Consider the following 15,959-nt stretch of genomic DNA (forward strand, 5'->3'; position numbering starts at 1 on the left):
CCGATGGTCTTCGTTTCGCGATCCGTGAAGGTGGCCGTACCGTTGGTGCGGGTGTCGTTTCCGGTATCTCGAAATAATATAAAAAAAACGTTGATAGCGACGGGGTGTCCTGCTAAAGAACCCCCCGTCGTCAACGTGATCAGCTCGGTAGGGCCGGATTCACTGGCGACGATCTGATCCTGTAGGAGAGTAGCTCAATTGGTAGAGCACCGGTCTCCAAAACCGGGGGTTGTGGGTTCGAGTCCCTCCTCTCCTGCCATCAAGTCCATTCAGATTGGGCTTGTAGTTGCGGATACCCGCACTTAATCTTTGCGGTGTATGACTATCGTATTTGTAACGTTTCATCCTCCTTGGAGAGGGTGCCAAGTTTAAAGGCGTTTTAGGAATGGCAAAGACCAATCCCGGTCAGTTCGTGAAAGAGTTCCGCCAGGAACTGAGTAAAGTGACTTGGCCGACGCGGAAAGAAACCATGGTTACCACTGGTCTGGTATTTGTCATGGTTACCCTGACAGCGACCTTCTTTTTTCTGGTCGATCTGCTTTTGAATCAGGGTGTTAAACTCGTTTTGGGTCTGGGAGGATAAGCTGATGGCTGCGCGCTGGTACGTAATCCACGTTTATTCCGGATTTGAAAAAAAGGTTGCCGAGGCTATTCGTGAGCAGGCAGCCAAAAAGCATATGGAAGAAAGTTTCGAGGAAGTTCTTGTTCCGACTGAAGAGGTCGTTGAGATGCGCCGTGGCCAGAAAGTGGCTGGTGAGCGCAAGTTCTTCCCGGGCTATGTTATGGTCAAGATGCATCTGACCGACGAGAGCTGGCACCTGGTGAAAGATACACCAAAGGTTACCGGTTTTCTCGGCAGCAAGGGCCGGCCGTTGCCTATCTCTGAACGCGAAGCGCAGCAGATGCTGCAGCAGGTTCAGGAAGGTGTTGATCGTCCGCGTCCGTCCGTTACTTTCGAGGTTGGCGAGACTGTTCGCGTCAGCGATGGTCCTTTTGCCTCTTTCAACGGTGTCGTAGAAGATGTCGATGAAGAAAAGGCCCGCCTCAAGGTTGCTGTTTCGATTTTTGGTCGTTCCACGCCGGTCGAGCTGGAGTACAACCAGGTCGAAAAACAGTAAGGTACTTTTCGTTTTTTCGTTAAGCGGCCGCATCAGCGGCCGTTCTCGTGCGGTGGGCCCGCCATAGCCATACCGCGCACCCAATTGAAAAGAGGGTAAATCAATGGCAAAGAAAATCGCAGGCTATATCAAGCTTGAGATCCCTGCCGGTGCTGCTAACCCATCACCGCCAGTAGGTCCAGCGCTTGGTCAGCGTGGTCTGAATATCATGGAATTCTGTAAGGCATTCAATGCTGCTACAGGTGACGTGGAAAAAGGCACACCTACTCCAGTTGTGATCACTGCTTACAGTGACCGCTCATTCACTTTTGTCACCAAAACGCCTCCTGCCAGCTTTTTCCTGAAAAAAGCTGCTGGTCTGCCCAAGGGTAGCCAGACGCCAGGCAAGGGCTTTGTTGGTTCTGTTTCCATGGACCAGGTCCGTGAAATCGCACAGACCAAAATGGCTGACCTGAATGCTAACGACCTGGATGCTGCAAGCCATATCATTATGGGTACTGCACGCTCCATGGGCCTGGAAGTGAAGGGCTAAGACCATGGCTAAAAAAGGTAAACGTATTGTCAATGCTTACGAAGGTCTCGATCGCGACAAGCTTTTCGGACTGGAAGAAGCTGTAAAGCTCATCAAAGAGCGCGCTAAAACAAAATTTGACGAAACTCTGGAAGTTGCGCTGAACCTGGGTGTCGACCCGCGTCATGCAGACCAGAACGTTCGTGGTGTTGTTGCCCTGCCGCATGGCACAGGCAAAAGCGTTCGTGTTGCTGTTTTCGCCCGTGATGCCAAAGCTGAAGAAGCTCTGGCTGCTGGTGCAGAAATCGTTGGCGCTGAAGATCTTATGGAAAAGATCCAGGGCGGCGAAATGAATTTTGACCGTGTTATTGCAACACCGGACATGATGGCAATCGTTGGTCGTCTCGGTAAGGTTCTGGGCCCACGTGGTCTGATGCCAAACCCGAAACTCGGCACGGTTACTGCTGATGTTAAAGGTGCTGTCGAGGCGGTTAAGGCTGGTCAGGTTGAATTCCGCGCCGAGAAGGCCGGTATTGTTCACGCTGGTATCGGCAAGTTGAGCTTCGATGAAGGTCAACTGATTGAGAACGTCCGCGCTTTCGTGGATGCGATCAACAAGGCCCGCCCAACCGGCGCTAAAGGTACATATCTTAAACGCATTGCGCTCTCATCCACGATGGGACCTGGCGTTAAACTGGAAATTTCTTCTATTGCTGCAGAGTAATCTCTGTACGTAGGGAAATTTTTGGTGTATTAGGGCATCACTCAGCGGGAGAAGACGTTCTTCCGCTGTTCCTGCAACAGAATTTTTTGAGTTCTGTTGCGACCTGTCCATGACTGTAGGTGTTCCTGCTCGGAACTTAAGTCCTTTAGGGGCCTGCAATAGACGGGAAGCGAGTTAATGCATGCCGGGTCCTCCGGTTATGTAAGGCTTGAACTTCCAGGACAGGCGAACCGAATCTCTCTGGTGATGGAGGGGTTCTCGTGCAAATCGACCCTTGCTGTTTTGGTCAGGGTCATAACGAGCGGAGCTACCGTGGATCGTACACAGAAAGAAGAGCTCGTTGCTTTCCTTAAGGAAGTCTTCGTCGACTCCGGTCTGGTTGTTGTTACTCAGCAGTCAGGTCTGACAGTCTCCGAAGTTTCCGAATTGCGTTCCGGCGCAAGGGACAGTGGCGCTAGCTATAAAGTTGCGAAAAACCGGCTGGCGAAGATTGCTCTTGAAGGCACGAAATTTGAGGCACTGCGGCCAATGTTTGCCGGACCTACAGCGATTGCTACGTCTGTAGATCCGATTGCGGCGGCCAAAGTCTGCGTCGAGTTCGCCAAGAAGAACGAGAAGCTGACTATCGTCGGCGGTGCAATGGGTGACACGATTCTTGATGCTGCTGGCGTCAAGGCTCTTGCCAGCCTGCCGTCCCTCGACGAACTGCGCGGTAAACTGGTTGGCCTCTTGCAGGCGCCTGCAACGAAAGTTGCTGGTGTTACGCAAGCTCCTGCTGCCCAGCTGGCCCGCGTATTTGGTGCCTACGCGTCTCAAGGCAAAGCTGCTTAACGGTTTTGTTAAATATTCTTTGTTCAAGCCTTAGAGGAAAATACAATGGCTGATCTTGATAAATTGGTTGAAGAACTGTCCAAGCTGACTGTTCTTGAAGCTGCCGAACTTTCTAAAAAACTCGAAGAGCATTGGGGCGTTTCCGCCGCTGCTCCTGTAGCTGTTGCTGCTGTTGCTGGCGATGCCGGTCCTGCTGCTGAAGCACAGACTGAGTTTGACGTAGTTCTGACCGCTGCTGGCGAGAAGAAAATCAACGTCATTAAAGAAGTGCGCGCTATTACAGGTCTCGGCCTGAAAGAAGCTAAAGACTTGGTTGAAGGTACACCTGGCACTGTTAAAGCCGGCGTTTCCAAAGACGAAGCTGAAGCAATTAAAGCTAAACTGGTAGAAGCTGGCGCAACTGTTGAACTCAAGTAATCTTGAGTTCTGTGTCACTACAGTTTCAGAAAACCCGGCCGGTAAGCAGCTTACGCTGTTTGCCGCGCCGGTTTTCTGCGCCTTTCGGGGGTAGGGTGTGAATTTCACCTCCTGACTTGGTGATTGTCCCGTTTCGGGGCGAGAGCCAAGAAATTTTTTAGATATTTATTTGGCGTCTGGGGCATTCCCTTTCGTCAACACCCAATGGGACGAGGACGTTACTGACATGGCGAGATCGTTTACGGGTCGCAAGCGCATTCGCAAGGACTTCGGGCGTATCACGGAAGTGAGCACTATGCCTAACCTGATCGAAGTCCAGAAAGCTTCTTACGATCAGTTCCTCCAGGTAGGCGTTCCGGCTTCTGAGCGCAAAAAGACAGGCCTGCAGGAAGTATTTGAATCGATTTTTTCGATCAAGGACTTTGCTGACAAGGCAGAACTTCAGTTTCTGCGCTATGAACTGGAACAACCTAAATTCGATGTCGAGGAGTGCCAGCAACGCGGCATTACCTTTGCAGCACCGCTCAAGGTAACACTACGACTTGTGGTGTGGGACGTAGACGAAGACACTGGTGCGCGTTCTATTCGCGACATCAAGGAGCAGGACGTATACATGGGCGATCTGCCTATGATGACGCGCCACGGCACCTTTGTTGTAAACGGCACAGAGCGTGTGATCGTTTCCCAGATGCACCGTAGCCCCGGCGTGTTCTTTGATCACGACCGCGGGAAAACCCATTCTTCTGGCAAGTTTCTGTTTGCTGCGCGTGTTATCCCTTATCGCGGTTCCTGGCTCGACTTCGAGTTTGATGCCAAGGATATGGCGTATGTGCGTATTGACCGTCGCCGTAAACTGCCTGCGACAACTCTGTTGCTTGCTCTTGATAATGAAGAGACAGTACAGCGCCGTGCAGAACTGGCCGAAGCTGGCCAGGTGCTTGCACCACAGGAAGCTACAGGCATGTCCCCTGAGGACCTGCTGAACTACTTCTACAGCACTGTTGTCTATTCCAAGACGCCAAAAGGCTGGAAAAAGCCTTTTGATGCTGATGCCCTCAAGGGTGTGAAGCTGACAAGTGATCTTGTCGATGCGGTTAGTGGTAAAGTCGTTGCCGAAACCGGTACCAAGCTGACACCACGTCAGATCCGCAAACTGGTTGACGATGGTCTGAGCGAGATCTTTGTACCTGAAGACGACCTGATCGGCGCCTACATTGCCAACGATCACATCAACATGGACAATGGTGAAGTGATCTGTGAAGCCGGTGAAGAAATCACCGAAGAGCTTCTGGCAAGCCTGGTTGCGACCGGCATGTCTGACATTGCCATTCTCGGCATTGATTACGTCAATGTTGGGCCTTATATCCGCAACACACTTTCAATCGACAAAAACGCGACCCGCGAAGATGCCTTGATTGATATCTATCGTGTGATGCGTCCTGGCGAACCGCCAACCCTTGAAGCTGCCGAAAACATGTTTAACGGCCTCTTCTTTGATGGCGAGCGTTATGACCTGTCATCCGTTGGCCGTGTGAAGATGAACGCCCGTCTGGATTTCGAAACAGACGATCAGCAGCGTACTCTGCGCCGCGAAGATATTCTCAAGATTGTGAAGATTCTTTGTGAACTGAAAGACGGCAAAGGCGAGATCGATGATATCGATCACCTTGGTAACCGTCGTGTCCGTTCTGTTGGCGAGTTGATGGAAAACCAATTCCGCGTTGGACTGTTGCGTATGGAACGTGCGATCAAGGAGCGTATGAGCTCTGTCGAGATCGACACGGTTATGCCGCACGATCTGATCAACGCGAAGCCGGTTGCCGCAGCTGTGCGTGAATTCTTCGGATCTTCCCAGCTGTCTCAGTTTATGGATCAGACCAACCCGCTGTCAGAAATTACGCACAAGCGTCGTCTTTCTGCCTTGGGCCCAGGTGGTCTGACCCGTGAGCGTGCCGGCTTTGAAGTTCGTGACGTTCATGCCACACACTATGGTCGTATCTGTCCGATTGAAACACCGGAAGGTCCGAACATTGGTCTGATCAACTCACTGGCGACCTACGCTCGTGTGAACCCTTACGGCTTTATCGAAAGCCCCTACCGCAAAGTGAAAGACGGCGTCGTGACTGACGAGGTTGTCTATCTGAGTGCGATGGAAGAGGGCCGTTACACGATTGCGGAAGCCAACGCTGCGCTGAATGAAAACAATACTTTCGTTGACGAGCTGATCTCCTGCCGTAAGAACGGAGACTACTTTGTAACGCGTAGTGAAGAAATCAACCTGATTGATGTGTCGCCAAAGCAGCTGGTATCTGTTGCTGCGGCCCTGATCCCGTTCCTTGAGAACGATGACGCGAACCGCGCACTTATGGGATCAAACATGCAGCGTCAGGCTGTTCCTTTGCTGAAAGCCGAGGCTCCTTTCGTGGGAACCGGAATGGAGCCACGTGTGGCCCAGGATTCCGGTGTGGCCATTACGGCCCGTCGCGGTGGTATTGTGGATCAGGTCGATGCTACCCGTATCGTTGTTCGTGTCCGTGACGACATGACAATGGGCGAGGGGGCTGTCGATATCTACAATCTGCAGAAGTTCCAGCGTTCTAACCAGAATACCTGTATCAACCAGCGGCCGCTTGTGAAAGTTGGCGATCTGGTTGACCGTGGGGATATCATGGCGGACGGTCCATCCACTGATATGGGTGAGCTGGCTCTTGGTCGTAACGTGCTCGTGGCCTTTATGCCATGGAATGGTTACAACTATGAGGATTCCATCCTGATTTCCGAGCGTATCGTGCGCGATGACGTCTTCACCTCGATTCATATCGAGGAATACGAAGTCATGGCCCGTGATACCAAGCTTGGCCAGGAAGAGATCACCCGTGATATTCCAAACGTTGGTGAAGACGCCCTTCGTAACCTTGATGAAGCCGGTATGGTCTACATCGGGGCGGAAGTTAACCCTGGCGACATTCTTGTCGGTAAGGTAACGCCAAAGGGTGAGTCTCCAATGACGCCAGAAGAAAAACTTCTTCGTGCGATCTTTGGTGAGAAAGCTTCTGACGTGCGCGATACTTCCCTGCGCGTTCCACCTGGGGGTGTTGGGACCGTTGTTGACGTTCGTGTCTTCTCGCGCCGTGGCGTTGAGAAAGATGAACGTGAGCTGGCGATTGAACGTCTTGAAATCGAACATCTTGCAAAAGACCGCGATGATGAGCGTGGCATTCTCGAGCGCAGCTTCTATGACCGCCTGAAAGAGGTTCTTGAAGGTCATGTCGTGGTAAGCGGTCCAAAAGGAATGCCGACTGGTGGCAAGATCGACGCCGCACTTCTGGGGGATTATACCCAGGGTCAGTGGCGTCAGATCTCGGTCGAAGATGATACTGCCCAGGCTGGTATTGAAGCCCTGAACAAGCAGTTTGAAGATTCGATTGTTGAGCTGACCAAGCGTTTTGAAGACAAGGTCGAAAAACTGCAGCGCGGTGATGAGCTGTTGCCTGGTGTGATGAAGATGGTCAAAGTCTTCGTTGCTGTGAAGCGCAAGCTTCAGCCTGGTGATAAAATGGCTGGTCGTCACGGGAACAAGGGTGTTATCTCCCGCATTATGCCGGTTGAAGACATGCCTTATACCGAAGACGGTACACCGGTTGATATCGTTCTGAACCCGCTTGGTGTGCCTTCACGTATGAACGTGGGTCAGATCCTTGAAACCCATCTGGGTTGGGCCTGTCGTGGTCTGGGTCACCAGATCGGTGACATCGTTGTGGAATCCCGTCGTACCGGGAACTACGACAATCTGAAGTCCAAGCTGCTCGATGTCTATGGTGAGGAAGTCTACAACGAAGACATCGTCAACATGGAAGAGTCTGCTCTGGATGAGCTGGGTCATAACCTGAGAAACGGTGTGCCGATTGCGACACCTGTTTTCGATGGTGCCAAGGAAAAAGACGTTGTTGATATGCTCAACAAGGCTGGCCTGGACAGTTCCGGTCAGGTTCGTCTGATCGATGGACGTACAGGTGAGCAGTTCGATCGTAACGTTACGGTTGGCTACATCTATATGCTCAAGCTTCATCACCTGGTTGATGACAAGATCCACGCCCGTTCAATCGGTCCATACTCGCTTGTTACGCAGCAGCCTCTGGGGGGTAAAGCCCAGTTCGGTGGACAGCGTTTCGGGGAGATGGAGGTCTGGGCACTTGAAGCTTATGGTGCTGCTTATACCCTGCAGGAAATGTTGACCGTTAAGTCAGATGACGTATCTGGTCGTACCAAGGTCTATGAAGCGATTGTCAAGGGTGACGAGAACTTCGAGGCAGGTATTCCTGAGTCCTTTAACGTTTTGGTCAAGGAGCTTCGTTCCCTTGGTCTGAATGTGGAACTGACGCAAAGCGATGCTTGATGGCGGGGGCCTTCGGGCCCCTGTTATCGACGTTAAAGGTTAGAGAATAGAATTTAGTCGGGAGACACCGATGTCCAACGAGTTGATGAATCTTTTCGGTCAGACTTCTGGTCCACAGACTTTTGATCAGATCCGCATTTCCATTGCGAGCCCTGAGCGTATCCGGTCATGGTCATTTGGCGAAATCAAGAAGCCTGAAACCATCAACTATCGTACTTTCAAGCCTGAGCGCGATGGTTTGTTCTGTGCGCGCATTTTTGGGCCTATCAAGGACTATGAATGCCTGTGCGGTAAGTACAAGCGCATGAAATACCGTGGTATTATCTGTGAGAAGTGTGGTGTTGAAGTTACGCTTTCCAAGGTACGCCGCGAACGTATGGGCCATATCGAGCTGGCCAGCCCGGTTGCTCATATCTGGTTCCTGAAATCTCTTCCAAGCCGTATCGGCCTGCTGGTTGATATGCCACTGAAGGATCTGGAGCGTATTCTCTACTTCGAAAACTTCGTTGTGGTTGAACCCGGTCTTACGCCCATGAAGCAGCATCAGCTGCTCAGCGAAGAAGAGTTCATGGATGCGCAGGACGAGTATGGCGAAGACGCTTTCACCGCCAAGATCGGTGCTGAAGCGATCAAGGACATTCTCTCAAGCCTGGATCTGGAAGAAGAGAAAACCGAGATCCGTCAGGAACTCCGTGATACAAACTCTGAAGCCAAGCGCAAGAAACTGGTTAAACGCCTGAAGATTGTTGAGGCTTTCCTTGAGTCAGGTTCGCGTCCTGAGTGGATGATCCTGGACGTTGTGCCTGTGATCCCACCAGAACTGCGCCCGCTGGTTCCTCTGGATGGTGGCCGTTTTGCAACGTCTGATCTGAACGATCTATATCGTCGTGTGATCAACCGCAACAACCGTCTGAAGCGCCTGATTGAGCTGCGGGCTCCTGATATTATCGTACGTAACGAAAAACGTATGCTGCAGGAATCTGTTGATGCACTGTTTGACAACGGTCGTCGTGGCCGTGTCATCACGGGTGCCAACAAGCGTCCTCTGAAATCCCTTTCTGACATGCTCAAAGGGAAGCAGGGCCGTTTCCGTCAGAACCTTCTCGGTAAACGTGTGGATTATTCCGGCCGTTCCGTGATCGTGGTTGGTCCAGAGCTGAAACTGCACCAGTGTGGCTTGCCGAAGAAGATGGCGCTTGAGCTGTTCAAGCCGTTTATCTATTCCAAGCTTGAGCTCTATGGGCTTGCTTCGACCATCAAGGCTGCAAAGCGGATGGTGGAAAAAGCCCGTTCAGAGGTCTGGGATATTCTCGAGGAAGTTATCCGCGAGCACCCGGTCATGCTGAACCGTGCGCCAACACTTCACCGCCTTGGTATCCAGGCATTCGAGCCAACGCTGATCGAAGGTAAAGCCATTCAGCTTCACCCGCTGGTCTGTACGGCGTTCAACGCTGACTTTGACGGCGACCAGATGGCGGTACACGTACCGCTTTCCCTGGAAGCACAGCTCGAAGCCCGTGTGTTGATGATGTCTACCAACAACATCCTGTCACCTGCGAACGGTAAGCCTATTATCGTTCCTTCACAGGATATTGTTCTCGGGATCTATTATCTCTCTATGATGATGGAAAACGAGCCGGGTGAGGGCATGGCTTTCGGTGATATGGCCGAGATTGATCACGCACTGCAGAGCAAGGTTATTTCTCTGCACACCAAGATCACAGCCCGTTATCACACGGTAGATGCGGACAACAAACCGGTTGCCAAGCTTGTCGAGACGACCCCTGGTCGTATGAAACTTGCGGAACTCTTCCCGAAACATCCAAAACTGCCGTTCAGCATGATGAACCGTCTGCTGACCAAACGCGAAGTTTCCGATGTTATCGACATGGTGTATCGTCACTGTGGTCAGAAAGAGACTGTAATCTTCTGTGACCGGATCATGAAGCTTGGTTTCAGCCATGCTTGCCGTGCCGGTATTTCGTTCGGTAAGGACGACATGCAGATTCCAGAAGCCAAGATTGAGCTGATTGAAGAAGCTCAGGCCCAGGTCAAGGAATTTGAGCAGCAGTATCTTGATGGTCTGATCACCCGTGGTGAGAAGTACAACAAGGTTGTTGATATCTGGGCTCAGTGTTCTGATCGTGTTGCTGACGAGATGATGAAGGTTATCTCTTCTGCAAAAGGTCGTGATGTTAACTCTGTTTACATGATGGCACACTCCGGTGCGCGTGGTTCTGCTGCACAGATCAAGCAGCTGGCCGGTATGCGTGGTCTGATGGCCAAGCCGGATGGTTCGATCATTGAAACACCGATTATCTCGAACTTTAAAGAAGGCCTGACGGTTCTTGAGTACTTCAACTCTACCCACGGTGCTCGTAAAGGTCTGGCTGATACGGCGTTGAAAACAGCGAACTCGGGTTATCTGACGCGTCGTCTGGTTGACGTTGCCCAGGACGCGATTATCTTTGAAGATGATTGTGGTACTGATGTCGGCATGAATATCTCTGCGGTTATCGACGGTGGTGAGGTTATTGCCTCGCTGAGTGAGCGTCTGCTCGGCCGTTCGACAATCTCTGATATTGTCAGTCCTTTGACAAAACAGGTTATCGTCGCTGCTGGTGATATCATTTCTGAAGAACATCTCGATGAAATTGATCGGGCTGGTCTTGATACGATCCAGGTGCGTTCTCCTTTGATGTGTAAAGCTAAAACCGGTGTTTGCGCCCAGTGTTACGGTCGTGACCTGTCACGTGGTACACGGGTTTACACAGGTGAGGCTGTTGGTGTTATCGCTGCACAGTCCATTGGTGAGCCTGGTACACAGCTGACCATGCGTACCTTCCATATCGGTGGTGCGGCGCAGGGTGGTTCCGAGCAGTCTTCTATCGAAGCTTCTCTTGACGGTACGGTTCATATCAAAAACCGTAGTGTTGTGATGAACTCCGATGGTCTGCCGATTGTTATGGGCCGTAGCCAGGAACTGGTTATCCGTGACAAGAACAACCGCGAACGCGCCCGTCACCGCCTCCAGTATGGTACCAAGCTTCTGCTTGACGAAGGTGACGTCTGTAAAAAAGGTCAGAAACTGGCTGAGTGGGATCCTTACACTATTCCGATCATTTCGGAAAAAGAGGGTGTTGCCAGCTTTGTTGACCTGATTGAAGGCGTTTCCATGCGTGAAGTCATGGATGACACCACTGGTATTTCAAGCCGTCAGGTTGTCGAGTGGAAACAGGCCCAGAAGGGTGCTGATCTCAAGCCACGTATCACACTGCGTGATGATAGCGGCGAGATTATTATGCTCGATAATGACATGGAAGCCCGTTACTTCATGTCTGTTGGTGCGATCCTGTCGGTTGAGCCTGGCACAAAGGTAAGAGCTGGTGACGTTCTGGCACGTATTCCACGTGAAGGTTCAAAAACCCGTGATATTACCGGTGGTCTGCCACGTGTGGCCGAGCTGTTTGAAGCCCGTAAGCCAAAAGACTATGCCGTGATTTCTGAAATCGCCGGTCGTGTCGAGTTTGGTAAAGACTACAAGGCAAAACGCCGTATCGTTGTCCGTTCGGATGAAGAGGGTGTCGAGCCGCGTGAATATCTGCTGCCAAAAGGCAAGCATCTGGCTGTTCAAGAGGGTGACCTCGTGGAAGTTGGTGACCTGCTGATGGATGGTAGCAAGGTACCGCATGATATTCTGGATGTTCTCGGGGTTGAGGCGCTTGCCGATTACCTGATCAACGAGATCCAGAGCGTTTATCGTCTGCAGGGTGTGAAGATCAACGACAAGCATATCGAAGTGATCATCCGCCAGATGTTGCAGAAGATCGAAATTCTCGATGGTGGTGATACAACCTATCTGGTTGGTGAAACTGCTGATCGTGAAGAATTTGTCGAAGAGAACGAAAAAGCGATTAAAGAAGGTGGCCGTCCGGCTTCTGGTCGTCCGATCCTCCAGGGGATCACGAAAGCCAGCTTGCAGACACGTTCCTTCATCTCCGCGGCTTCGTTCCAGGAGACAACACGCGTTCTGACTGAAGCGGCGACCCATGGTAAAATGGATACGCTGATCGGTCTGAAAGAGAACGTAATCGTTGGCCGACTGATACCTGCAGGTACTGGTGCTATGATGCAGCGCATGAAGAAAATCGCTGCTGAACAGGACGAGAAAATTGTAGCGTCTCAGGATGCCGCCGCTTTTGAGGCAATCGATTCGAGCCTCGCCAGCGAACAGGCCCCGGCAGAGTAATATCTGCTTCTCGGTCTGTTGATTAAATCAATACCGGGTCAGAACCGCAAAATATCGCAGATCTGACCCGGAAATTCGTGGGAACCGTTAAATTTTTATAGCAAGACTTGACGGTTGAAGGTCGCGACAATAGTATGCGCCCACTTTCGGGAAACTGACTCCTGCCGTTTGGCTTGGGAAAAGGACTCGAAACCCTAGTTTTCTAGCTGTTACACAGGATGAGATGTCCGCGGGACGGTATTATCCAATCGCGTGGCAACTAATTCTGTTTTATTGGCTTTAAGGATTGCCTGATGCCTACAATTAACCAGTTGATCCGTAAACCGCGCAAATCGCCGGTTGTTCGGAACAAAGTCCCGGCGCTCGAAGCATGCCCACAAAAACGTGGTGTGTGTACTCGTGTTTATACCACGACGCCAAAAAAGCCTAACTCCGCTCTCCGTAAAGTCGCACGTGTGCGTCTTACCAACGGTTTCGAAGTTACCAGTTACATTCCCGGTGAAGGCCATAACCTTCAGGAACACTCTGTCGTGATGATTCGCGGCGGTCGTGTGAAGGATTTGCCCGGTGTCCGTTATCACGTTATCCGTGGTACTTTGGATACCCAGGGTGTTAAAGATCGTCGCCAACGCCGTTCGAAGTACGGCGCGAAGCGTCCGAAGTAAGTCGAAGGAACGACCATGTCTCGTCGCCATAGAGCTGAGAAGCGTGAGATCCTCCCTGATCCAAAGTTTGGGGATGTCACGCTTAGTAAATTTATGAACTGCCTAATGCTTGACGGCAAAAAAGGTGTTGCTGAAAAGATCGTTTACGGTGCGTTGGATCGCATTGCTGAGCGTAACAAGACAGATGAAACTGTCTCTGTTTTTCATGATGCACTAGGTAATGTTCGTCCGGATCTAGAAGTTCGCTCCCGCCGTGTTGGTGGTGCAACTTACCAGGTCCCTGTTGAAGTTCGCTCTGACCGCGCGCAAGCGCTTGCCATCCGTTGGTTGATTGCTGCTGCGCGCAAGCGCTCTGAAACCACAATGGTTGATCGTCTTGCCAATGAGCTGATGGATGCCGCTAACAACCGGGGTGCTGCTGTGAAGAAGCGTGAAGACACGCATCGCATGGCAGAGGCTAACAAGGCCTTTTCACACTACCGCTGGTAATTTAAAGAGGTCATCGTTATGTCACGGACGACCCCGCTTGAGCGGTATCGTAATATTGGTATCATGGCACACATTGATGCCGGTAAGACCACAACCACAGAACGTATTCTGTTTTACACGGGTGTATCTCACAAAATTGGTGAGGTTCATGACGGTAATGCGACTATGGACTGGATGGAACAGGAGCAGGAGCGTGGTATTACTATCACCTCCGCCGCGACGACTTGTTTCTGGAAAGAAAACCGTATCAACATTATTGATACACCTGGTCACGTTGACTTCACAATTGAAGTTGAGCGTTCCTTGCGTGTTCTCGATGGTGCGGTAACTGTATTTGACTCTGTTGCCGGTGTTGAGCCACAGTCCGAGACTGTATGGCGTCAGGCTGACAAATATCACGTACCTCGTATGTGTTTTGTCAACAAGATGGACCGTACAGGTGCTGACTTCTATCGCTGCGTCAAGATGATGGTTTCTCGTCTTGCTGCTGTGCCGATGGTTCTTCAGCTGCCAATCGGTTCTGAAGCTGAATATCGCGGCGTTGTCGATCTTCTGAAAATGAAGGCGATCGTCTGGAACGACGAGAGCATGGGTGCCCAGTATGACGAGGAAGAGATTCCTGCGGACATGATGGACATGGCTCTTGAGTACCGTGAAAAGATGATCGAGCTTGCTGTTGAGCAGGACGAAGAAGTCATGGAAGCCTATCTGGAAGGTAACGAGCCAGATATGGAAACCCTGAAGCGTTGTATCCGTAAGGGTACAATCGGTTTGGCTTTTGTTCCTGTTCTTAACGGTACAGCCTTCAAAAACAAAGGCGTTCAGCCTTTGCTTGATGCTGTGATCGATTTCTTGCCGTCTCCGCTGGACATCAAGGACGTTGAAGGGGTTCACCCGGATACAGAGAAAGAGGACAGCCGTCCGACTTCAGATGATGCACCTGCGGCAGGTCTTGCATTCAAGATCATGACCGACCCCTTTGTTGGTTCCCTGACCTTCGTTCGTGTTTACTCCGGTACCTTCACAACAGGTACCCAGATCACGAACTCCGTTAAGGGCAAGCGCGAGCGTATTGGCCGTATGCTTCAGATGCATGCGAACAGCCGTGAAGACGTGAAAGAAGCCCGTGCAGGCGACATCGTTGCTATTGCAGGTCTGAAAGACACGACAACCGGTGATACGCTTTGTGACAACCTCAAGCCGATCATTCTCGAGCGTATGGAATTCCCAGAGCCCGTGATCGAAGTTGCGGTTGAACCCAAAACCAAGGCTGACCAGGAAAAGATGGGCTTGGCTCTGAACCGTTTGGCTCAGGAAGATCCTTCTTTCCGCGTTTCCTCTGACAATGAGAGCGGACAGACTGTCATCAAGGGTATGGGTGAACTTCACCTCGATATCATTGTTGACCGTATGCGTCGTGAATTCAAAGTTGATGCGAACGTCGGTGCGCCACAGGTTGCTTATCGTGAAACAATCACGCGTCCTTGCGAGATTGATTACACACATAAAAAGCAGTCTGGTGGTTCAGGTCAGTTTGCGCGTATCAAGTTGCAGTTCGAGCCGCTTGAGCCTGGTAAAGGGTTTGAGTTCGAGAGCAAGATTGTTGGTGGTTCGGTTCCACGTGAATACATTCCAGGTGTTGAGAAGGGCCTTCGCCAGTCCAACGATTCTGGTGTGATCGCCGGCTTCCCGATGATCGACTATAAGGCGATGCTGATTGATGGTGCCAGCCATGACGTCGACTCCTCTGTTCTTGCCTTTGAGATCGCTGCCAAAGCAGCTTTCCGTGAAGGTATTGGCAAAGGCGCACCTGCTCTGCTTGAGCCGGTGATGAAAGTCGAAGTTGTGACCCCGGACGAATACATGGGTGATATTATCGGTGATCTGAACAGCCGTCGTGGCCAGGTTCAGGGCATGGATGCCCGTGGGAACGCCCAGGTAATCAATGCGATGGTGCCTCTGGCAAATATGTTTGGTTACGTGAACACCTTGCGCTCCATGAGCCAGGGACGTGCACAATATTCAATGGTCTTCGATCACTACGAACAGGTACCGAAAGCGGTGGCTGACGAAGTGGTTGCGAAACTGGCTTAACAGCCTTTCAAAAGGCTATACAAGGAGTTAAAAGCCGATGGCTAAGGAAAAGTTTGAGCGGACGAAACCGCATTGTAACGTAGGCACGATTGGTCACGTTGACCACGGCAAGACGACGCTGACAGCAGCAATTACGAAAGTACTTGCTGAAGCAGCAGGCAAGACCGGTGTCAAGTTTGAAGACATTGACAAGGCCCCAGAAGAGCGTGCACGTGGTATCACGATTTCTACTGCTCACGTTGAGTATGAGACAGACGGTCGCCACTATGCGCACGTTGATTGCCCGGGCCACGCTGATTATGTGAAGAACATGATCACTGGTGCTGCGCAGATGGATGGTGCAATTCTTGTTGTTAACGCAGCAGACGGCCCGATGCCACAGACCCGTGAGCACATTCTGCTTGCGCGTCAGGTTGGTGTTCCTGCGCTTGTTGTTTTCATGAACAAGGTTGACCAGGTTGACGA

General features: G+C 51.4%; 13 protein-coding genes and 1 tRNA gene. All 14 read left to right on the forward strand.

Annotated elements, in window-relative coordinates; translation table 11 throughout:
- Window positions 1-77: hypothetical protein (locus O4H49_RS20185; protein ID WP_269425248.1), on the forward strand; the 77-nt coding region annotated here is incomplete at its 5' end.
- A gap of 106 nt (window positions 78-183) precedes the next feature.
- A tRNA-Trp gene (locus O4H49_RS20190) sits at window positions 184-259 on the forward strand.
- 126 nt (window positions 260-385) lie between these two features.
- Window positions 386-583: a preprotein translocase subunit SecE gene (secE, locus tag O4H49_RS20195; protein ID WP_269425241.1), complete on the forward strand. Its 198-nt coding sequence runs from the start codon at window positions 386-388 to the stop codon at window positions 581-583.
- 4 nt (window positions 584-587) lie between these two features.
- Window positions 588-1,118 carry a transcription termination/antitermination protein NusG gene (nusG, locus tag O4H49_RS20200; protein WP_269425242.1) on the forward strand — a complete coding sequence of 177 codons (531 nt, stop codon included), beginning with the start codon at window positions 588-590 and terminating at the stop codon, window positions 1,116-1,118.
- Between the two features lie 103 nt (window positions 1,119-1,221).
- The gene (rplK, locus tag O4H49_RS20205) at window positions 1,222-1,650 is read left to right on the forward strand and encodes a 50S ribosomal protein L11 (RefSeq protein ID WP_020592418.1); all 429 of its coding nucleotides are present in this window, start codon (window positions 1,222-1,224) and stop codon (window positions 1,648-1,650) included.
- 4 nt (window positions 1,651-1,654) lie between these two features.
- Window positions 1,655-2,353, forward strand: coding sequence for a 50S ribosomal protein L1 (gene rplA / locus O4H49_RS20210; protein ID WP_020592417.1), 699 nt, complete (start codon window positions 1,655-1,657; stop codon window positions 2,351-2,353).
- A 312-nt stretch (window positions 2,354-2,665) separates the two neighbouring features.
- Window positions 2,666-3,184, forward strand: a complete 519-nt coding sequence (gene rplJ / locus O4H49_RS20215) for a 50S ribosomal protein L10 (protein WP_269425249.1) — start codon at window positions 2,666-2,668, stop codon at window positions 3,182-3,184.
- A gap of 45 nt (window positions 3,185-3,229) precedes the next feature.
- Complete coding sequence (gene rplL, locus O4H49_RS20220) at window positions 3,230-3,601, forward strand: 50S ribosomal protein L7/L12 (RefSeq protein WP_269425243.1); 372 nt, start codon at window positions 3,230-3,232, stop codon at window positions 3,599-3,601.
- Between the two features lie 226 nt (window positions 3,602-3,827).
- Window positions 3,828-7,997: a DNA-directed RNA polymerase subunit beta gene (rpoB, locus tag O4H49_RS20225; protein WP_269425244.1), complete on the forward strand. Its 4,170-nt coding sequence runs from the start codon at window positions 3,828-3,830 to the stop codon at window positions 7,995-7,997.
- A gap of 70 nt (window positions 7,998-8,067) precedes the next feature.
- On the forward strand, window positions 8,068-12,246 hold the full coding sequence (gene rpoC / locus O4H49_RS20230; protein WP_269425245.1) for a DNA-directed RNA polymerase subunit beta': 4,179 nt from the start codon (window positions 8,068-8,070) through the stop codon (window positions 12,244-12,246).
- Window positions 12,247-12,539: 293 nt separating this feature from the next.
- On the forward strand, window positions 12,540-12,911 hold the full coding sequence (rpsL, locus tag O4H49_RS20235) for a 30S ribosomal protein S12 (RefSeq protein ID WP_020592412.1): 372 nt from the start codon (window positions 12,540-12,542) through the stop codon (window positions 12,909-12,911).
- Window positions 12,912-12,926: 15 nt separating this feature from the next.
- Window positions 12,927-13,400, forward strand: a complete 474-nt coding sequence (gene rpsG / locus O4H49_RS20240) for a 30S ribosomal protein S7 (protein ID WP_269425246.1) — start codon at window positions 12,927-12,929, stop codon at window positions 13,398-13,400.
- A gap of 18 nt (window positions 13,401-13,418) precedes the next feature.
- Window positions 13,419-15,494 (forward strand): elongation factor G, encoded by a 2,076-nt coding sequence (gene fusA / locus O4H49_RS20245; RefSeq protein WP_269425247.1) that lies wholly within the window; start codon window positions 13,419-13,421, stop codon window positions 15,492-15,494.
- Window positions 15,495-15,531: 37 nt separating this feature from the next.
- Window positions 15,532-15,959, forward strand: a 428-nt coding sequence (locus O4H49_RS20250; RefSeq protein ID WP_269425067.1) for a GTP-binding protein, incomplete at its 3' end; no start/stop codon positions are given.

The organism is Kiloniella laminariae (genome assembly GCF_027214005.1).
Lineage (GTDB): Bacteria > Pseudomonadota > Alphaproteobacteria > Kiloniellales > Kiloniellaceae > Kiloniella > Kiloniella laminariae_A.

Bases quoted from the DNA above. Each gene is read 5' to 3' on its own strand.
- secE (WP_269425241.1), top strand. From the start codon at position 386: ATGGCAAAGACCAATCCCGGTCAGTTCGTGAAAGAGTTCCGCCAGGAA.
- nusG (WP_269425242.1), top strand. From the start codon at position 588: ATGGCTGCGCGCTGGTACGTAATCCACGTTTATTCCGGATTTGAAAAA.
- rplK (WP_020592418.1), top strand. From the start codon at position 1,222: ATGGCAAAGAAAATCGCAGGCTATATCAAGCTTGAGATCCCTGCCGGT.
- rplA (WP_020592417.1), top strand. From the start codon at position 1,655: ATGGCTAAAAAAGGTAAACGTATTGTCAATGCTTACGAAGGTCTCGAT.
- rplL (WP_269425243.1), top strand. From the start codon at position 3,230: ATGGCTGATCTTGATAAATTGGTTGAAGAACTGTCCAAGCTGACTGTT.
- rpoB (WP_269425244.1), top strand. From the start codon at position 3,828: ATGGCGAGATCGTTTACGGGTCGCAAGCGCATTCGCAAGGACTTCGGG.
- rpoC (WP_269425245.1), top strand. From the start codon at position 8,068: ATGTCCAACGAGTTGATGAATCTTTTCGGTCAGACTTCTGGTCCACAG.
- rpsL (WP_020592412.1), top strand. From the start codon at position 12,540: ATGCCTACAATTAACCAGTTGATCCGTAAACCGCGCAAATCGCCGGTT.
- rpsG (WP_269425246.1), top strand. From the start codon at position 12,927: ATGTCTCGTCGCCATAGAGCTGAGAAGCGTGAGATCCTCCCTGATCCA.
- fusA (WP_269425247.1), top strand. From the start codon at position 13,419: ATGTCACGGACGACCCCGCTTGAGCGGTATCGTAATATTGGTATCATG.